15 protein-coding genes are annotated in these 17,226 nt (G+C 75.0%); 9 read left to right on the forward strand and 6 right to left on the reverse strand.

Annotated elements, in window-relative coordinates; translation table 11 throughout:
* Positions 1-151: 151 nt before the first annotated feature.
* Complete coding sequence (locus ACF9IK_RS06260) at positions 152-616, forward strand: hypothetical protein (RefSeq protein ID WP_395293232.1); 465 nt, start codon at positions 152-154, stop codon at positions 614-616.
* A 103-nt stretch (positions 617-719) separates the two neighbouring features.
* Here ACF9IK_RS06260 and ACF9IK_RS06265 read toward each other — a convergent pair whose 3' ends face one another.
* From ACF9IK_RS06265 to ACF9IK_RS06275, 3 genes are all read right to left on the reverse strand, one after another.
* Positions 720-5,279, reverse strand: a complete 4,560-nt coding sequence (locus ACF9IK_RS06265) for a hypothetical protein (RefSeq protein ID WP_395293233.1) — start codon at positions 5,277-5,279, stop codon at positions 720-722.
* Between the two features lie 294 nt (positions 5,280-5,573).
* Complete coding sequence (locus tag ACF9IK_RS06270; RefSeq protein ID WP_395293234.1) at positions 5,574-6,449, reverse strand: hypothetical protein; 876 nt, start codon at positions 6,447-6,449, stop codon at positions 5,574-5,576.
* A 196-nt stretch (positions 6,450-6,645) separates the two neighbouring features.
* Positions 6,646-8,190, reverse strand: coding sequence for a hypothetical protein (locus ACF9IK_RS06275; RefSeq protein ID WP_395293235.1), 1,545 nt, complete (start codon positions 8,188-8,190; stop codon positions 6,646-6,648).
* A 144-nt stretch (positions 8,191-8,334) separates the two neighbouring features.
* On the opposite strand from ACF9IK_RS06275, the gene ACF9IK_RS06280 reads away from it, so the two are divergent.
* Positions 8,335-9,369, forward strand: a complete 1,035-nt coding sequence (locus ACF9IK_RS06280; RefSeq protein WP_395293236.1) for an IPT/TIG domain-containing protein — start codon at positions 8,335-8,337, stop codon at positions 9,367-9,369.
* A gap of 15 nt (positions 9,370-9,384) precedes the next feature.
* On the opposite strand, the gene ACF9IK_RS06285 is transcribed toward ACF9IK_RS06280, so the two are convergent.
* Entirely contained in the window at positions 9,385-10,599 is a 1,215-nt protein-coding gene (locus ACF9IK_RS06285; protein ID WP_395298480.1) for an RNA-guided endonuclease InsQ/TnpB family protein, read from the reverse strand.
* 25 nt (positions 10,600-10,624) lie between these two features.
* Here ACF9IK_RS06285 and tnpA point away from each other — a divergent pair, with 25 nt between their 5' ends.
* The 5 genes from tnpA (at position 10,625) to ACF9IK_RS06310 (ending at position 13,973) form a co-directional block, all read left to right on the forward strand.
* Entirely contained in the window at positions 10,625-11,041 is a 417-nt protein-coding gene (tnpA, locus tag ACF9IK_RS06290) for an IS200/IS605 family transposase (protein ID WP_395292292.1), read from the forward strand.
* Between the two features lie 209 nt (positions 11,042-11,250).
* Positions 11,251-11,421: a hypothetical protein gene (locus ACF9IK_RS06295; RefSeq protein WP_395293237.1), complete on the forward strand. Its 171-nt coding sequence runs from the start codon at positions 11,251-11,253 to the stop codon at positions 11,419-11,421.
* Positions 11,422-11,582: 161 nt separating this feature from the next.
* On the forward strand, positions 11,583-12,359 hold the full coding sequence (locus ACF9IK_RS06300) for a LamB/YcsF family protein (protein WP_395293238.1): 777 nt from the start codon (positions 11,583-11,585) through the stop codon (positions 12,357-12,359).
* 134 nt (positions 12,360-12,493) lie between these two features.
* Positions 12,494-13,117, forward strand: coding sequence for a 5-oxoprolinase subunit PxpB (pxpB, locus tag ACF9IK_RS06305; protein WP_395298481.1), 624 nt, complete (start codon positions 12,494-12,496; stop codon positions 13,115-13,117).
* Complete coding sequence (locus ACF9IK_RS06310; protein ID WP_395293239.1) at positions 13,110-13,973, forward strand: biotin-dependent carboxyltransferase family protein; 864 nt, start codon at positions 13,110-13,112, stop codon at positions 13,971-13,973. The genes pxpB and ACF9IK_RS06310 overlap by 8 nt, the downstream gene beginning before the upstream one ends.
* Positions 13,974-14,078: 105 nt before the next feature.
* Here the strand turns inward: ACF9IK_RS06310 and ACF9IK_RS06315 are convergent, their stop codons facing one another.
* Entirely contained in the window at positions 14,079-14,858 is a 780-nt protein-coding gene (locus ACF9IK_RS06315; RefSeq protein ID WP_395293240.1) for an alpha/beta fold hydrolase, read from the reverse strand.
* A 148-nt stretch (positions 14,859-15,006) separates the two neighbouring features.
* On the opposite strand from ACF9IK_RS06315, the gene ACF9IK_RS06320 reads away from it, so the two are divergent.
* The gene (locus tag ACF9IK_RS06320) at positions 15,007-15,543 is read left to right on the forward strand and encodes a PadR family transcriptional regulator (RefSeq protein ID WP_395293241.1); all 537 of its coding nucleotides are present in this window, start codon (positions 15,007-15,009) and stop codon (positions 15,541-15,543) included.
* A 156-nt stretch (positions 15,544-15,699) separates the two neighbouring features.
* Here the strand turns inward: ACF9IK_RS06320 and ACF9IK_RS06325 are convergent, their stop codons facing one another.
* Positions 15,700-16,266, reverse strand: coding sequence for a DUF4396 domain-containing protein (locus ACF9IK_RS06325; RefSeq protein WP_395293242.1), 567 nt, complete (start codon positions 16,264-16,266; stop codon positions 15,700-15,702).
* 177 nt (positions 16,267-16,443) lie between these two features.
* Here ACF9IK_RS06325 and ACF9IK_RS06330 point away from each other — a divergent pair, with 177 nt between their 5' ends.
* The gene (locus ACF9IK_RS06330) at positions 16,444-17,139 is read left to right on the forward strand and encodes a class I SAM-dependent methyltransferase (RefSeq protein ID WP_395293243.1); all 696 of its coding nucleotides are present in this window, start codon (positions 16,444-16,446) and stop codon (positions 17,137-17,139) included.
* The last annotated feature ends 87 nt before the right edge of the window (positions 17,140-17,226 follow it).

The following is a 17,226-nucleotide window of genomic DNA, read 5'->3' on the forward strand; positions in this document are numbered from 1 at the left end:
GGGCTTTCCGGTGCAGATCACACGATTTGACGGAACTTCGGCTGATTGGCGCGCATAGTCCGGTTGGTGCAGGGCAGAGTGGTGCGCAGGAGCGCGTTCCGTGCGCCCGTGCCACCCGTCCTGCCATCGTGACCGCGCTGGGGGTCGCCCGATGTCCGTCGCACGCCGTCGCCGCCGTCTGCCCGACGAGGTACGCGTCGCCGCCGTCCGGGCGGTGCTCTGCCTGGCGTTCACGCTGGTCGGCCTGCTGGTCGCGGCTCTGGCCTCGTACGCGGACAGCTGGCTGTTGACGCCCGCGCTGATGGCGATGGGGCTCGGCGTCTTCGGCACGATGTGGTGTCTGCTGGAGATCCTGATCTCGCGCCAGGTGGCGGCCCAGCGGGTGCGCGGGCCGAACTCGGCCTCGCCGATGGCGGGCAGCCGGGCGGCGGCGCCCGTACCGCAACCGCCTCCCCGCCCGCACCCGGCGGCACCGCCCGCGCGCCGGCCCCAGGAGCGGCAGCAGCAGGTACGGCAGGCCCCGGAGCGGCAGCCGCCGGATCGACCGTCGCCGGGGTCGCCGCAGCACGACCGGCCGCCGCAGGGCGGTCGGCAGTCGCGCGTGCCGATGCCGTAGCCGTTGCGGGTGCCGTGGCCGCTCCGGTGCCCGCGACGGCCGCGCCGCGGCCGGGACACGGGTGCCCCGCTCCTCGGCGGAGGAGCGGGGCACCCGACGCCCGTCAGGAGGCCGGGGCGTCCGCAGGGCGCTTGAACATCCGGGTGGCGGTGATCTCGCCGTGGATGGTCGGGCCGTCCGGGTCCGGCGCGGCCGGCAGGCCGGGCCGCAGGTGCTCCTCCACCGAGATGTACTTCAGCCCGGCCCGCAGGTCGGCGTCGTTGCGAAGCCGGATGACCAGCGGGAACTCGGCGAGCGCGGTGGTGTCGAACAGGCCGGTGGTGTAGATCAGCTGGACGCCGAGCGCGTCCGCGACCGCCCGCTGGAGCTCCAGCAGGTAGGTGGCGTTGGCGCGGCCGATCGGGTTGTCGAGGAAGAGCGTGCCGGCGTGCCGCAGCTGGGACTGGCCACGGTCGTTGGCGCGCAGCGCGGCCATGGTGCAGTAGAGCGCGATGGCCGCGGTGAGCAGCTGGCCCCCGGAGAAGACGTCGGACATCTGGCCGACGCCCACCCGCTCGGCGCGCAGCACCGCGTCGGGCTTGAGGATCTCGACGCTCACGCCGCGCGGGCCGATCGCGGCGGCAACGCCGCGCAGCAACAGGGACATGCCGTCACGGCGGAGGTCGCTGTTCTTCTTGACGGCGGCCCGGGTCGCCTCGTCGATGACCTCGCCGAGCCGTTCGACCAGGGTGGCGTGGTCCGGGTCCTCGAAGCGGATCCGCAGGAACTCCTGGCCGGACCACTCCCCCAGGCCCTCGGGCAGGCGGGAGAGCCGCTGCGCGGCACGCAGGGTGGCGAGCGAGGACTCGACCAGGCCGCGCAGGCGGTCGACGATCGAGCCTCGGTTGCGCTCCAGCTGGGCGAGCTCGTCGGTGAGCACGCGCAGTCGGGGCGCGAAGGCGGCGGCCCAGGCGGCCGCGTGGTCCGGCAGGGCGGACGCGGGCAGCTCGCGGATCTGCTGGCGGGCGGGGGTCCGGACGGCCTCGTAGCGGGCCGCGTTGGCGTGCCGGACGAGGGCGTCGGAGGCGTCGCGGACGGCGAGCTCGGCCGAGGAGAGCTCGCCGGCCGCGGTGCGCAGGGCCCGGCGGGCCTCGGCGGCGGCGGTGCGGGCGTCGGTGAGCGATCCGAGGTACGGCTCGACCGGCAGGCCCTCGTCGTCCTGGTGCTCGCGCAGGCCGTCGCGGAGCTGGCCGGCGTGCTCGTCGAAGTCCGCGGCGGCGGCCTGGGCGGCGTCGAAGGTGCGCTGCAGGTCGGCGTAGGCGGTGCGGGCGGCGTCGACCATCTCGCGGCGCTCGGCCAGCCGGCTGCTGGCGGTGCGCAGCAGGACCTGGGCGTGCTCGGGGTCCGTGGGGACGAGGTCCTCGGGCAGCTCGGTGTGGGCGTCGCCGTCCGCGGGCGCGGAGCGCTCGGCCTCGCCGCGCAGGCGGCCGAGCTGCTCGCTGGCGGCGGCCGCACGGGCCTCGATGGTGGCGACCAGCTCCTCGGCACGGGCGGCGGCGGCCTGGCGGGCCGGGCCGTCGGCACCGTCAGGGCTGCCGAGCAGTTCCTCGGCGCGGGTGCGGACCTTGTTGGTGAGGCGGTCGAGCTCGGCCGCGGCGGTGGCCTCGTCGCCCTCGGCACGGGCCTGTTCGGCGCGCAGGTCGGCGCCGACGCCGACCTTCTCGTAGAGCTGGGAGGCGGCGCGGTAGGCCTCGCGCAGTGCGGGCAGCGCGGCGGGCACGGTGGTGTCGGGCTCGTCGGACTGCTCGCCGGCCGGGATCTCGGCGCGCTCGGCGCGCAGGGTGCGCGCGGTGCGGCGGGCGTCGTCGGCGGCGCGCTGGGCGGCGCGGCGGTCCTCGTCGCAGGTGCGGGCGCGCTCGGCGCAGACCGTCTGGCGGCGGTCGCACTCGGCGGCGTCCTCGGCGAGTTCGCGCTGGCGGCGCGTCCAGCCCGCGCGCTCGCGCAGGCGGAAGGCCAGGCCGGAGAGCGCGTCGGCGCGGCGGCGGGCGCGCTGGGCGTTCTCGCGGTGCTCCTCGTGGGTGACGGCGGCGGCGGCGTGGGCGGTCTCGGCCTCGTCGTGGTCGGCGCGCAGGGTGCCGAGCGCCGCGGTGGCCTGCTCGGCGTGCTCGCGGGCGGCCTCGGCCGCGGCGGCCAGCTCGGCGAGGGTGCCGGGCGGGCAGCTGGCGTGCCAGGAGGCGAGGCGCGCGGCGAGGGCGCGGTCGCCGCCGAGGCGGGCGGCCAGCTCACGGATGTGCTCCTCGCGGGCGGTGGCGCGGGCGCGCAGCTCGCGGCGCTCGCCGTCGGCCGCGGACTCGTCGTGCATGGCCGGGTTCGGCGGGACGAGGAAGAACGCCGGTTCGTCGGTGATCGGGGCGATCAGGGAGGCGGCGGCGCCGACGGCGACCGTGGAGCGCGGCAGCAGGGCGGCGGCCTGCAGCGCCTCGCGGGCTCGCTCCAGCGAGGTGGGGTCGGTGATGACCACGCCGTCGACCAGTTCGGGACGGGCGGCGAGGATCGCCTCGTGGTCGGCCGGGTCGACGGACTGCGCCAGGTAGCGCCAGCCGGGCAGCGCCGGGATGCCGTGCTCGGCCAGGTACTCGACGGTGGCGAGGACGTCCGGGCCCGGCGGCAGCAGGCCGCCGTCGCCGAGGGCCGCGAGGATGCGGGCGTCGTCGGCGGCGGCGGTGCGCAGGTCGAACAGGGTGCGCTCGGCGGTGGCGATGGCCTCGTCGAGGAGCTCTCGCAGGTGCTCGGCGGAGCGGTCGAGGACGGCGGGGGTGAGGAAGCCGGCGTCCTCGTCGGCGTTGTCCTGGTAGGGCGTCAGGGAGAGCAGGTCGGCCAGGCGCGGCTCGGTGGCGAGCAGGGCGGCGGTGCGCTGCTCGGCGGCGAGGGCCTGGGCGGCGGCCTTGCGGGCGTCGTTGGCGCGTGCGGCGGCGAGCTCGGCGCGGCCGGTGGCGGCGGCGGCCTCGCGCAGCCGGGTGGCGGCCGACTCGGCGGCGGTGCGGGCCTGGGCCAGGGCCGCACTGGCGCTCTTCTCGACGTCGGCCGCGTGCAGGGCGGCGCGGGCCGGGTCGACGTCCCCGTCGGCGTCGATGAAGCCCGCCTCGACGGCGGCCGCGGTCTCCTGCTCGACCTCGGCGAGGCGCTGGCGAAGGTGTTCGGCCTCGCTGCGCGCCTTCTGGGCGGCGGTGGCGGCCTCGGTGGCGTCCGACTGGGCCTTGGCTCCGTCGGCCTGCAACTCGCCGGCGCGCTCCTCCTCGGTGTCGGCGCGGGCCTCGGCGGCTGCGGCGGCGGCTTCGAGGGCGCGGGCGAGGACGGTGGCGGCGCGGGCGCGGGCGGCCAGCGCCGGCGCGGCGTCGAGCTCGGCCTCGCGGATGGCGACGGCGACCCGGGCCACCCGGTCGGCGGCGGCGCGGTGGCGCAGCACCGCCTCGGCGGCCTGCCAGGCGGAGTGCAGGGTGCGGGCGTCGGTGAGCTCGCGGCGCAGGGCGGCGGCCTCGGTGGTGGCGGCGGCCAGGCCGAGGGTGGCGTGCCGGTGGGTGAGTTCGGCGGTGATCAGGGTGTGCCGGGTGCGGTCGGCCTCGGCGGCGGTGACGGCGCTCGCCGCGGCGGCGACCTCGACGGCGAGGTCCTGGGCGCGGTCGCGCTCGGCGGCGGCGCGGGAGGCCAGGGCGTGGGCGAGGCGGCGGGTGCGGCGCTCGGCCGTACGGTGGGCCTCCCGGACCGTCTCGCGGGCGGTGGTCGCCTCGGCGATCCGCTCCAGCAGGTCGAGCGAGCCGGCGGTGAAGTCGCGTTCGGCGGTGAGTTCGGCGCGGCGGCCGAGCTTGGCGGCGAAGCCGTGGACGAGGTCGGCCAGCCCGTCGGTGTCGCGGGTGTCGGTGACGGCGCGCAGCAGCAGGTCGGTGAAGTCACTGTCGTGCTTGACCGCGAAGAGTCCTGCGGCCTCGCCCTCGTCGGCGTTCATCTCGCGCTGGTAGCGGAAGAGCTCGGGGTCGAGGCCGAGGTCGCCGAGGTGCTCGGTCCAGCGGTCGTGGCCGTCCTCGAAGACCAGGTCGAGGTGGGGGTGGGCCTTGCCGGCCTCGGTGAGGGCGTCACGGAAGCCCTTCATGGTGCGGCGGCGGCCGCGGGCCTTCTGGTCACCCGCCAGGCTGACCCGCTCGGCGACCGGGAGGGAGTCCAGGGTCAGGCCCGGGCCGGGGCGGAAGGAGTACCAGGTCTCGGCGAACTTGCGCGGGTCGGAGGAGACCTGGCGGCCGCGCCACTCGCTGACCTTGCCGACCACGATCAGCTCGCCGGTGACGGTGTGCTGCCACTCCAGGGCGACGTGGCCGCAGTCGTCGGCGAGCAGGAACTTGCGCAGCACGCCGGAGCTGGCACCGCCGAGGGTGTTGCGGTGGCCGGGGAGCATCACCGAGAAGATCAGCTTGAGCAGGACGGACTTGCCGCCACCGTTCTCCAGGAAGAGCACCCCGGCCGGGGCCGGGCGGCGGACCGGACCGTCGGTGTCCTCGCCGAAGAGGCCGATCTGCTGGGGCGCCGGGTCGGCGACGGGCTCGCCGACGCCGCGCAGGTCGAGCACCGTGTCGGCGTAGCGGGCGCCGGCCGGTCCGATCGAGTACAGGCGGACCCGGTTGAGCTCGTACATGTGCGGCGGTTCTCCAGGAAGCGGGTGGGTGGTCGGACGGTCGGGGGTGGCGTCTCGGGGCCGGTGCCCGGTGCCGGCGCCGTTGGGGGCGGTGCGGGGCGGTGCGGCGGGCGGGCGCCGTCGGCGGTGCGGTGGGACGGGCCGGGCGGTGCGGTGGCGGGCCGGTGGGCGGGTGCGCCCGGTCCGGGTGCCGTGGCTCCGTCCGGCGCCGTTTGCGGGAGCCGCCGCTCCGGCACCGGCGGTGCGGGAGCCGCCGGCGCGGGCGGTTCCGCGGCGGAGCCGCCGGTCGGGGCGTCAGAGCGAGTGGAACGGCAGGCCCGCGTCGGCGACCAGCTCGTCCCCGGTGTCCGGCGGCAGCAGGCTGGCACTGCCGTCGGAGACCGGGACGACGCCGAGGTCGAGCAGTTCGGCCATCGCTGCGCTCCCGGCCAGGTCGCGGACCTGGAGCTGGTAGCGGGCGGTGGTGCGGTAGGTGCCGCCGGCGTCGTCCGCGACCTTCTGGAGGAACCCGGAGTCGACCAGGAACACCACCGCCTTGGCCACGATGCCGATGGTGGAGCCGGAGAGCCGGCGGGCGTCCTTGGTGGCGCCGGTGGCGGTCCGCCGGGCCCAGACCCGCCAGGCGGCCTCCAGGCCGGGGGCGTCGCTCTGCGGGTCGGTGTTGGTGCCCGCGGCATCGGCCTGCTCCTCCAGCCGGCGGCAGGCCTGGCGGACGAAGGCGTCGACGCCGTTGACGGTGATCCGGCCGAGGTAGCCGTCGTCGGCGAGGTCCTCGGGGCGGGGGAAGGCCATCGCGGCGACCGCGAGGTGGGCCAGGCCGTGCAGGAATCGGTCGGTGGACTCGGAGGCGGCGCGGCGCGAGTAGTCGCCCATCCGGACGGCGAAGACGGAGTCCTCGGCGGCGGCGACGGCCATGCCGGCGCGCGGCGACACCTCCAGCACGACCAGGCCCATGCCGGTGGCGACGGCGTCCGCGAGCCGGGCGAACGGCGGGTCCTCGCGGTGGCGGCGGACCAGCTCGGCGTACTCGGCGTCGCGGGCCGGGAGCAACTTGGCCTGGAGACCGAAGGAGACCAGCCGGGCGGCGTCGGCGACGTCGGCCGGGGTGATCGCGGCCGGGGCGGCGGGCTCGGTCTCGGGCGCCCAGGACGTGTCGTGGTGGGTCGTCACGGGCGGTGCTCCTCGCGGGTGTTGCTGCTGGTACGGGTGGTCCGGGCGGTGCCGGGGGTAGCGGTGGGTCCGAGGCTGCCGGCTCTGAGGCGGCCGACGGCGGCGTTGCCGCCCGGGGTGCCGACGGGACCGTGGGACGGCCCGGTGACGGTCCGGCGCGGTGCGGACGGCCGGCGGTGCGTCGGCGACCCGGCCGTCAACTGGCGTCCTTGCGGTCGGCGGCCATGCCGGCCGCGTCCAGCAGGGCGCTGCCCACGATGAGGTCGGCTCCGCCGAACTCCGGGTCGCGCAGCGGGGTGCCGTCGTCCACCGCGAAGAGCAGCCGCTCCTCGCCCTGGCGGTAGGCGGTGCCGACCGGAGGGCTCGCCGCGTGCACGGCCAGCAGTGCGACCAGGTACGGAAGCTCGGGGTCCTGCTTGCGGGCGTCGGCGAGCAGGCCGGAGAGCCGGCGGGGCGCGTCGGCGGGCAGGTCGAGCAGTTCCAGCGCGGCTTCCAGCTGCGCCTCGGAGAACCGGCTGTCGTCCGGGGTGGCGACGAGGTCCGGGTCGGGCAGCTCGGCGCCCAGGTGCTCGCGCTCCACCGGTGGGGTGAGCAGCAGGTCCACCAGGTCGGCGACCCGGACGGAGACCGGCGTGCGCAGGCCGGCGCCCCGGGCGAAGAACGCGCCGGTGGGCCGGACGGCCTGCTCCACGGGCAGCCGCAGCACGGGCGCGAGCAGCTGTCCGTAGAGGTCCATGCCGCTCCGGGCACCCGGCGTGGCGAAGGCCTGGCGGTCCTGCTCCGCGCGGAACAGCGGACCGGCCTCCAGCAGGCGGGTCTGCAGCTGGGTGTGGCGGCGGATGCAGTCCTTGACGATGTCGACCAGCTCGGCGGCGCGGCGCTTGTGCTCGGGCTCCTCGGCCTCGTCACGGGCCTTGCGGATGTTGGTGAGAATCGCGTTCTCGTGCCGGTAGCGGTCGGCGATGTGGTCGAGCGCCTCGTCGATGAGGTCGGGGATCGCCTGCATCCAGTCCACGGCACGGACGTTGCGCCGGGTGGCGTCGAGGGCGCGGCGCAGCGTCTCCGCGTACTGGACGGTCCGGTAGCGGGCCTGCTCGGCCGCGAGCTGGGCGTCGGCCAGGCGGCCGCGACGGATCAGCACCTCCAGCTTGACCTCGGCGGCGATCTGGGCCGAGGTGACGTCGGTGTCGAGCGCGCCGACCAGGACGTTGACCGCCTCGTCGGTGGTGCGCAGGTAGACGCCGCCATCGGGGCCGGGCACCTCCTCGATCAGCTTGAAGTCGTAGTCGCGGCGGACGTACTCGCCGTCCGGGCCGAAGGTGCCGTAGACGGCCCGGAAGCCGCGGTCGACGCTGCCGACGTTGATCAGCGATTCCAGCACCCAGCGGGCCACGCGCTCGTGCTCGGCGGTGGGGCGGCCGGCGGCCTGCGCGGCGACCCGGGGCAGCAGGCGGACCAGCACTATCTCGCGGTCCGCCCCGGTGTCGAAGTCCATGTTCAGGGTGACCAGGTCGATCGCGGCCAGGCCGACCTCGGCCATCGCGTAGCCGCCGTACTCGCCTGCCAGCATGACCTTGCGGCTGTCCAGGTCGTGCAGCGGGGCGGTGCAGGCCAGCGCCTTGAGCCGGCGGGCGAGGCCCTCGTCGGCGGCGGGGCCGGGCGCGGGCCGCGCGGCGGCGGAGGCGGGCCCGGCGGGCGGCCGGAGCCCGTGCTCGGTGGGCGGGTCAGCGATGGCGGTCACGGTGGACAAGGTTAGAGGTAGATACCGACATCGACCGAAACGGACCTTGCGGACGGGCCGGGCTCGGGCGGGCCGGACCGCCGATAGAACTGGATTTCGAGGAAACCCGGCGGCGAGCCACCCGTCCCGGTCATCATGCGTCCTATGATCACCAGACTGGTACGCGGCGGCCTCGCCGCCGCACTGACCGCGACGTCCATCGCCGCGGGCGCCTCCGCCGCCGCCGCGACGCCCGCCCGGGCCGCGGCGACCGGCCCCAACGTCAGCGTCACGCAGGCCGGCAACTATCCGATCTTCCCGGTCGACAACACCAACTTCGCCGTGACCTGGACGTCCGACGGCACCGCCGACCTGACCGGACCGACCCGGCTCACGGTCGACCTGCCGCCCGGGCTGACCACCAGCGGCGCCGCCTTCACGGCCGTGCCGGCCGACTACACCTTCACCCAGACCGTGTCCGCCGACGGGAGGCGGCTGGAAGCGGTGTTCACGGGGACGCGCGCGCCGGGGCGCAGCGACTTCATGAAGGTGTACGTCGCCTCGCACGGCACCAGGCCCGCCGGCGCGATCACCGTCACCGTGGCCAACGCGGGCGACGCCGACCCCTCCGACAACGTCTCCACCTACCTGCTCGGCAGCGGTCTGCAGCCGCGGACCACCGCGCCCGCTCCCGCCGTCACCGGACTCGGCACCACCACCGGTCCGGGCGCCGGCGGCACCGCCGTCACGGTGACCGGCACCCACCTGACCGACGGGTTCGTGCTGTTCGGCGGCGTCCCGGCGAGCGGCACCTGCACCGACACCGCCTGTACGGTGACCACGCCGGGCGGCTCCGGCAGCGTCCCGGTCACCCTGGTGACCCCGGGCGGCTCGGCCGCGGCGCCGACCGCCTTCGACTACACCGGCGCGCCGCCCGCACCGCCGGCGGCTCCGACCGTCACCAACCTGACCACGAAGAGCGGCCCGGCCGCGGGCGGCACCCAGCTGTACGTCCAGGGGTCGGACCTGACCTACGGCTCGGTCGCCTTCGGAGGTGTCCCGGCCGCGCACGTCTCCTGCGGTCCCGCCTTCTGCTCGGCCACCGCACCGGCCGGGACGGGCACGGTGGATGTGACGGTCACGACGGCCGGCGGGACCAGCGCGCCCGTCGCCGCCGACCGGTTCACGTACACCGCTTGACTTCCGCTCCCCGCCCTAAAGGGCGGGGATTCCTACCACGGTCGTCTGACCGTCTCGGTGGGTTCCTGCTTCTTCGCGCTGTGCGGGGACGGGTCCCCGGCTTACCCGCGCTCGACAGGCTGACACCGCCAGTCCGGCGGCCGTGGCTATGTTGACGGCGGCGTTGACGTCCCGGTCCAGCCAGACGCCGCACGCCTGGCACTGCCAGACGCGGATGTTCGGCGGCTTGGGGCCGTCCTTGACGCCGCAGTGGGAGCAAACCTGTGAGGTCGGCTCGAAGCGGCCGATCTTGATCAGGTTCCGGCCGTACTTCGCGGCCTTGTACTCCAGCATGGTGACGAACGCCGACCATCCGGCGTCGTGCACGGACTTGGCGAGCCGTGTGCGGGCGAGTCCCTTGACCGCCAGGTCTTCCACCGCGATTGCTTGGTTCTCGCGAATCAGTCCGGTGGAGACCTGGTGGTGGAACTCGCGCCGGGCGTCGGCCACCCGTGCGTGGTTGCGAGCGACCTTGTGACGGGCCTTCTCGCGGTTCTTGCTGCCCTTGGCCTTACGGGACAGGGCTTGCTGTGCGCGTTTGAGCTTCTTCTCTGCGCGCCGGAGGAACTTCGGGGCGTCGATCTTCCGCCCGTCCGAGAGGACGGCGAAGTGTCCGAGGCCGAGATCGAGACCGGTGACCGGTTCGGTCTCGGGAAGGATCTCGGGGTCCGTCTCGACAACGAAGCTGGCGAAGTACCGGCCTGCGCTGTCCTTGATCACCGTCACCGAGGATGGCACGGACGGCAAGGCGCGGGACCACTTCACCCGCACGTCGCCGATCTTCGGCAGCGATAGGTCGCCGCCCGGTGTGATCTTCCATCGGGCGTTCGCGGTGAAGCGGATCGCCTGCCGGGTGTCCTTGCGGGACTTGAACCGGGGCGGTCCCATCTTCGGGCGCATGCCCTTGAGGCCGTCGAAGAAGTTCCGGTAGGCGGTGTCCAGGTCCCGGAGGGACTGTTGCAGCACCACGGCGGACACCTCGCCGAGCCATGCCCGTTCGGGGGTGTTCTTCGCGGCCGTGAGCTGCTTGGACAGCTCGCCGGACGGGATGAACGGCAGCCCGGCGGCGCGGGCGGTCTCACGTGCCCGGAGGGCATCATTGAAGGCCACCCGTGCACACCCGAACGCCCTGGCCAGCGCGGAACGCTGAGGCCCGTTCGGGTACACGCGGAAGCTGTACCTGAGCTGCACGGTCAGCACCGTACCATTTTGGTTTATGGCTGAGTATCAGAACATCCGCACTGGTCGGCACTGCGCTTTCGCCCTGCATGCGCACTTGGTTTTCGTGACGAAGTACCGTCACAAGGTGTTCGCCGAGCGGCATCTGACCCGGCTCGAAGAGATCATGCGGGACGTGTGCGCCGACTTCGAGGTGGAGTTGGTCGAGTTCAACGGCGAGAACAACCACGTCCACCTGCTGGTGAACTTCCCGCCGAAGGTCGCCCTGTCCAAGCTGGTCAACTCGCTCAAAGGCGTCAGCTCGCGCCGGCTGCGGCAGGAGTACCCCGAGCTGGTCAAGCACTACTGGCGGGCACAGCGTCTGTGGTCCGGTTCGTACTTCGCCGGATCAGTCGGCGGCGCGCCGCTGTCGATAGTCCGGCAGTACATCGAGCAGCAGAACCGTCCGGCTTGACGGTCTGCGGTGGGCACCGTCCACAGTGCGGGAGGGTGCCCACCGCACAGGTCAGAGCAGGGTTCAGAATCGCTTCACCACCGGGCTGAAGCCCGGTGCACTGCGATTAGTCCAGGTAGCGACACCTCCTCCGGACCGGTGGCCGGACCCGTTTCGGGTCCGGCCACCGGCGTCTGCGGGGCATTCCGCTCTACTGGCGATTCGTCGACATGTCGTTCGGCATCGTCGGCGTCGTCCCGCTGCCGACCGTGCTGCGCGCCCTGCGGTCGCTGGAACGGCACGGCGCCGCGGGTGGCGCGGGTGGGGCCGGGGTCGGCCCGGGAAGCGGTGGCGCGAACCCGGGCCGGGATGGTGCGGGCACCCTCCGAGCGGCCGGCTGAACCGGTCACCGCACCACCCTCGGACCACGGGCTGATCCGTCCGGGCGAACGGCCGGGTGCCGGGTACCGCGGTGCGCGCGGGCCCGGCCGGGGCGGGCGGCGTCGGCGGTGACACGCAGGCCCTACCATCTGGCTCAAGAGCTGCTGGGAGGCGGACGGGCGTGGCCGATGCGGTGATCGATCTCAATGCGGACCTGGGCGAGGGGTTCGGACGCTGGACGCTGACCGACGACGAGGCGCTGCTGTCGGTGGTGACCAGCGCCAACGTCGCCTGCGGCTTCCACGCCGGTGATCCCTCGACGATGCGCCGGGTCTGCGCGCTGGCCGCCGAGCGCGGCGTACGGATCGGCGCCCAGGTCTCCTACCGCGACCTGGCCGGCTTCGGCCGACGGACGATGGACGTCCCGCCGGAGGAGCTGGCCGACGAGATCGCCTACCAGATCGGCGCCCTCCAGGTCTTCGCCCGCGCGGCCGGGTCCCGGGTCTCCTACGTCAAGCCGCACGGCGCCCTCTACAACCGGGTGGTGGGCGACTCCGAGCAGGCCGAGGCGGTGGTCGCGGGCGTCCTGCGGGCGGGGGCGGTCTGCGACGGCCCGCTGCCGGTGCTCGGCCTCCCCGGCTCCAGGCTGCTCACGGTCGCGGAGGGCGTCGGGCTCCCGGTGGTCACCGAGGCCTTCGCCGACCGGGCCTACACCTGGGCCGGCACGCTCGTCCCGCGCCGAGAGCCGAACGCCGTCGTGCACGACCCCGAGACGGTGATCACCCGCGCCGTCGGCGTGGCCCGGGACGGCCTGGTGGAGGCCGTCGGCGGCGAACCGATCGCGGTGCAGGCACGCTCGCTCTGCGTCCACGGGGACACACCCGGCGCCGCGCAGCTCGCCTGGCGGATCCGCGGGGCGCTCGCCTCGGCCGGGGTGCGGGTGGAGGCCTTCGCGTGACGCCCGCGGGGCGGGGCGGGGGGCGGGCTCCGGGCGGTTCCCCGGGCGCGCACGCCTCCCCGGGCGCGGGCGCCTCCCCGGGCACCGCCACCGGCGGCCGCCCCGGCACGCCGGACGACGCCGGACGCGCGCCGGTGATCCGTACCGTCGGGGAGAACGCCCTCCTGGTCGAGCCGGCCGATCCGGCCGAGGTCGGCGCCCTGTACCGCTGGCTGCGCGAGCGCCAGGCGGAGGGCGGGCTGCCCGCCGTCGAGGAGATCGTCCCCGCCGCCCGGACCGTCCTGCTCGACGGCGCCGCCGATCTTCCGGCACTCACCGCCCTGCTGCGCTCCGCCCGTCCGACCGCCGCGGACACCGCGCCCGGACCGCTGATCGAAGTCCCGACCGTCTACGACGGCGCCGACCTCGCCGAGGTGGCCGAGCTCTGGGACGCCTCTCCCGAGGCCGCGGTGCGGATCCACACCGAGCCCGAGTACGTCGTCGCCTTCTGCGGGTTCGCGCCCGGCTTCGGCTACCTCACCGGCCTGCCGCAACGCTACGAGGTGCCGCGCCGCGCCACCCCGCGCGGTTCCGTCCCGGCCGGGTCGGTCGCCCTGGCCGGCCCCTACACCGGCGTCTACCCGCGCTCCTCCCCCGGCGGCTGGCAACTGCTCGGCCGCACCGGCCTGGCGCTCTGGGACGTCGACCGGGAACCGGCGGCGCTGCTCGCGCCGGGCGTGCGGGTCCGGTTCACGGCGGTGCGGGGCGACCGTGGCTGAGCTCCGGGTCGTCCGACCCGGTCCGCTGACCACCGTCCAGGACCTCGGGAGGCGGGGCGTCGCCCACCTCGGTGTGCCGCGGGCCGGCGCGCTGGACGAGCCCGCCCTGCGGGCGGCGAACCGGCTGGTCGGCAACGCGCCGGACGCGGCCGGCCTGGAGACCACGCTCGGCGGCTGCGCGGTGCGTGCCGTCGGGCCGGTGCTCGTCGCGGTGACCGGTGCGCCGTCGGCCGTGCGGGTGGGCGGCCGGACCGCCGCGTGGGGCGCGCCCGTCCCCGTGCCGGACGGCGCAGTGATCGAGATCGGCGCCGCCACCCACGGCGTCCGCGGCTACCTGGCGGTGGCGGGCGGGATCGCCGTTCCCCCGGTGCTCGGCAGCCGCTCGGGCGACCTGCTCTCCGGGCTCGGACCGGCCCCGCTGACCACCGGAGACCGGCTGCCGGTCGGCGTCCCGACGCCCGGCCGGGCGTCGCCCGATCTGGTGCCGCTGCCCGGGCCGCCCGCCGAGCTGGTGCTGCGACTGCGGCTCGGGCCGCACGCCGACTGGTTCGAACCGCGGTCGGTCGCCTGGCTGGCCCGCGACCACTACACGGTGGCCTCGGCCGGCAACCGGATCGCCCTGCGGACCGAGGGTCCGGCGGTCACCCGGGCGCGCCACGCCGAGCTGCCGAGCGAGGGCATGGTGCTGGGCGGCGTCCAGATCCCGCCGGACGGGCGGCCGGTGGTCTTCCTCGCCGACCACCCCACCACGGGCGGCTATCCGGTGGTCGGCGTCGTGCCACGCGCCGACCTCCCCGCAGCCGCCCAGGCCCGCCCGGGAACACCCCTGCGGTTCGTCCTCCTCCGGGAGCGGTGACCGGCGCCTTCGGTCCGCAGCGACCCGCCGTGCCCCCGTGGCACGGCGAGCCGATGCGGAACGTCGCACCCTTCCGGCCCGCTGTGGCGGGCCGCCGTCGGCGCGTCACGCCCCGGTGACGCGCCGTGCCAGTGCGCGGGCCGTGGACCTCGCGAAGTCCTCGGGGTTGTCGAGCATGATGTTGTGGCCGGAGTCCGGGACGGCCACCAGCTCCGCGCCCGACTCGCGCAGCCGGTCCGCGCCGGCCGGCTCGCCGTCGGCCTCCGGATAGAGGAGCGTCCGCGGGATCTCCAGGTCGAGCAGCATCTCGCGCATGGTGGGGACGGTGCCCCGCGTGCGGTGGATGACGCTGCGGTAGAGGGCCTCGGGGCCGGCCAGCCGCATCGTGGACCACCAGAACTGGCCGACCCACTCCTCGACCTGCGCCCTCCCGCCGGCCAGGAACTCCTCTTCGGTGAAGGTCGCGATCCCGCTGCCGCCCGGGGTGCGGGTGGGCTCGACCGGGTCCAGCGTGGCGTCGGCCAGGACGAGGTCGGTGACCAGCTCCGGGTGCCGGTGGGCCAGCACGATCGCCACCCCGCCGCCCATGCTGTGCCCGATCACCTCGACCTGCTCCAGCCCGGCCGCCCTGACCGCCGCCGCCACCGCGTCGGCGTGGGACTCCAGCGTGTACGGGAAGTCCACCGGACGGTCGCTGATGCCGAAGCCCAGCAGGTCCATCAACAGCGAGCGCCGCCCGGTGAGCAGCGGGTGGGCCGCGGCGGCGGCGAAGTAGACCGGCGAGGTGGCTCCGAGGCCGTGGAGGTAGAGCCGGGCCGGTTCGGCGCCGGGCAGTTCCACCCAGCGGATCAGGTCGCCGTTCGGGGTGACCGGGGCGTAGCGCATCTTCGAACTCCTCCTCGGGACAGGGGCGACGGCTCCGGGCGCGTGGACATCGCGGCCGGGGCGCCCACCGCAGCACGGAGAACATACCTCGAAGTCGAGGTATAGCGATAGCGAGATATAAGGACCCGGCCTCTGAGAGAGTGGCCCCATGCTGAAGCTCGCGATCCTCGGGTTCCTCCACGACCGCCCCCTGCACGGCTACGAGCTGCGCCGCCACCTCGCCGCACTCACCGGACACGTCCGGCCGATCAGCGACGGCACGCTCTACCCGGCGATCAAGCGACTGGAGACCGACGGCCTGCTGGTGCGCGAGACCGAGCCCGGGACCACGGCCGCCCCCCGCCACACCCTCCACCTCACCGAGGCCGGCCGAGCCACCCTGCTCGGCCGGCTCCGCGAGCCCGAGCAGCTGGACATCAGCGACGAGAACCGCTGGTTCACCGTGCTGGCCTTCCTCCGCCACCTGGACACCGAGCCCGCCGCCCAGGCCGCGGCGCTCCGCCGCCGCCTGGACTTCCTCAGCGAGCCGGCCAGCTTCTTCTACGACGGCACACGCCCGATCGGCGCCGAAGAGGTCGGCGACCCGTTCCGCCGGGGCCTCCTGCTGATCGCCCGCGCGACCTCCGAGGCGGAGCTGACCTGGCTGCGCGAGACGCTGGCGGAACTGGAGCGCACCGACCGCTGAGGCCACACCCGGCACGCCCCCGGCCACCCCGCCCCGGCAGTAGCAACACCCGCGGCCCGCATCGACCGTTCGACGGTCGGTGCGGGCCGCTGCGGTGTCCGGTGCACCCGCGGGCGTTCGGCGCCGGAAGTGGCGCGTCGAAGCCCGCCGGGGGCGTCAGTGCTGGTGGTGGGCGTGGACGACCGCGTGGCCCCGACCACGGCCGATCATCCACTTGTTCACCGGGACGGTCAGCGCGAAGGCGAGGACGAGCGAGCCCGCCAGCGCGACCCAGAACAGCAGGTCGCCGAGGCCCGCGTCCATCGCCCCCGGGACGGCCATCATCACGCCGTTGTCGATCAGCTCCATGACCAGGATCGACACGGTGTCGGCGGCCAGCGCGACCTTGACGGCGGCACCGACGTCCAGGCCGGCCTTCAGCACGCCGCGCATGGTGAGCGCATAGCCGAAAACGAAGGCGAGCAGCACCGAGAGCACCACGGTCGCTCCGTTGTGCAGGCCGAAGGCCGTGCCGAGGACCATGCCGAGGACCTCGCCGATGGCGCAGCCGGTGAGGCAGTGCAGGGTCGCCTGCGCCGCGGTCCGCCAGCTCGCCCCGCCGACACCGTGCCCGGCGTGACCTGCATGAGCCGCATGAGCCGCATGAGATGCATGACCGGCGTGTTCGTGGCCCTCGTGGCCGGCGTGCTGGTGGTGGTGCTCGTGCTGTGCCTGGTGCGCCATGTCGTCCTCCGCGTGATCCGCCGCCGCGCCCACCGGCGCCGCGCCCCTCGTTCCGACACCATGCAACTTATACCCCCTGGGGGTATTCAGCAACCCTCTCACGGCCCCGCGCGACCCCTTCCTCGAGCTCCTCAAGGCGGTCTTCCCCACTCCGCCCCCACGTGTTCCGATGGGCGCGTGGCCGACGAACGACGCAAGGGATACGACGGAAGCGGACCGGGCGCGATCACCCCCGACGGCTGCGCCGTCGAGATGTACTCGCGACTGCCCCTGCACGGCGAGCCCGAGGTGATCGCGCAGGCGCTGCCCGCCGGCGCACACATCCTCGAACTCGGCTGCGGCACCGGCCGGATGACGCACCCGCTGATCGAGCGCGGCTTCACGGTCACGGCCGTCGACGAGTCCGCCGAGATGCTGGCCCGGGTGCGCGGCGCCCGCACGGTCCGCAGCCCGATCGAGCACCTCGACCTCGGCGAGCGCTTCGACGCCGTCCTGCTGGCGTCCTTCCTGGTGCACGCCGGCGACCCGGCCGTCCGGCGGGGCCTGCTGGAGGCCTGCCGCCGGCACGTCACGGACGACGGCTGCGTGCTGCTGCAGCGCGAGGGCGAGGACTGGCAGGACGACGTGCCGCGCGAGCGGCCGCTGGGCCCGGACGGGCTGGTCCGGATCACCTCGGCCACGCCGGTCGGGGACGGGGTGAACTCGGTGTTCGTCGAGTACGAGTTCCCCGACGCCCGCTGGACCCAGACCTTCCTGTCCCGGCCACTCACCACCGCCGAGTTCGAGCAGGCACTGGCCGAGGCCGGACTGACCGTGGACGCCTACCTCACGGACGACCGGGTCTGGGTGCGGGCCCGACCGACCTCCGCCTGAGCGGGCGGGCCGGCCGCCACCCGGGCCGGGTCCGCCCGGGCCGCGCACGTCGTACACATCGCACACGTAGCACCCTTTCCGCACCAG

The sequence above is a fragment of the Kitasatospora hibisci genome (genome assembly GCF_043950205.1).
GTDB lineage: Bacteria > Actinomycetota > Actinomycetes > Streptomycetales > Streptomycetaceae > Kitasatospora > Kitasatospora hibisci.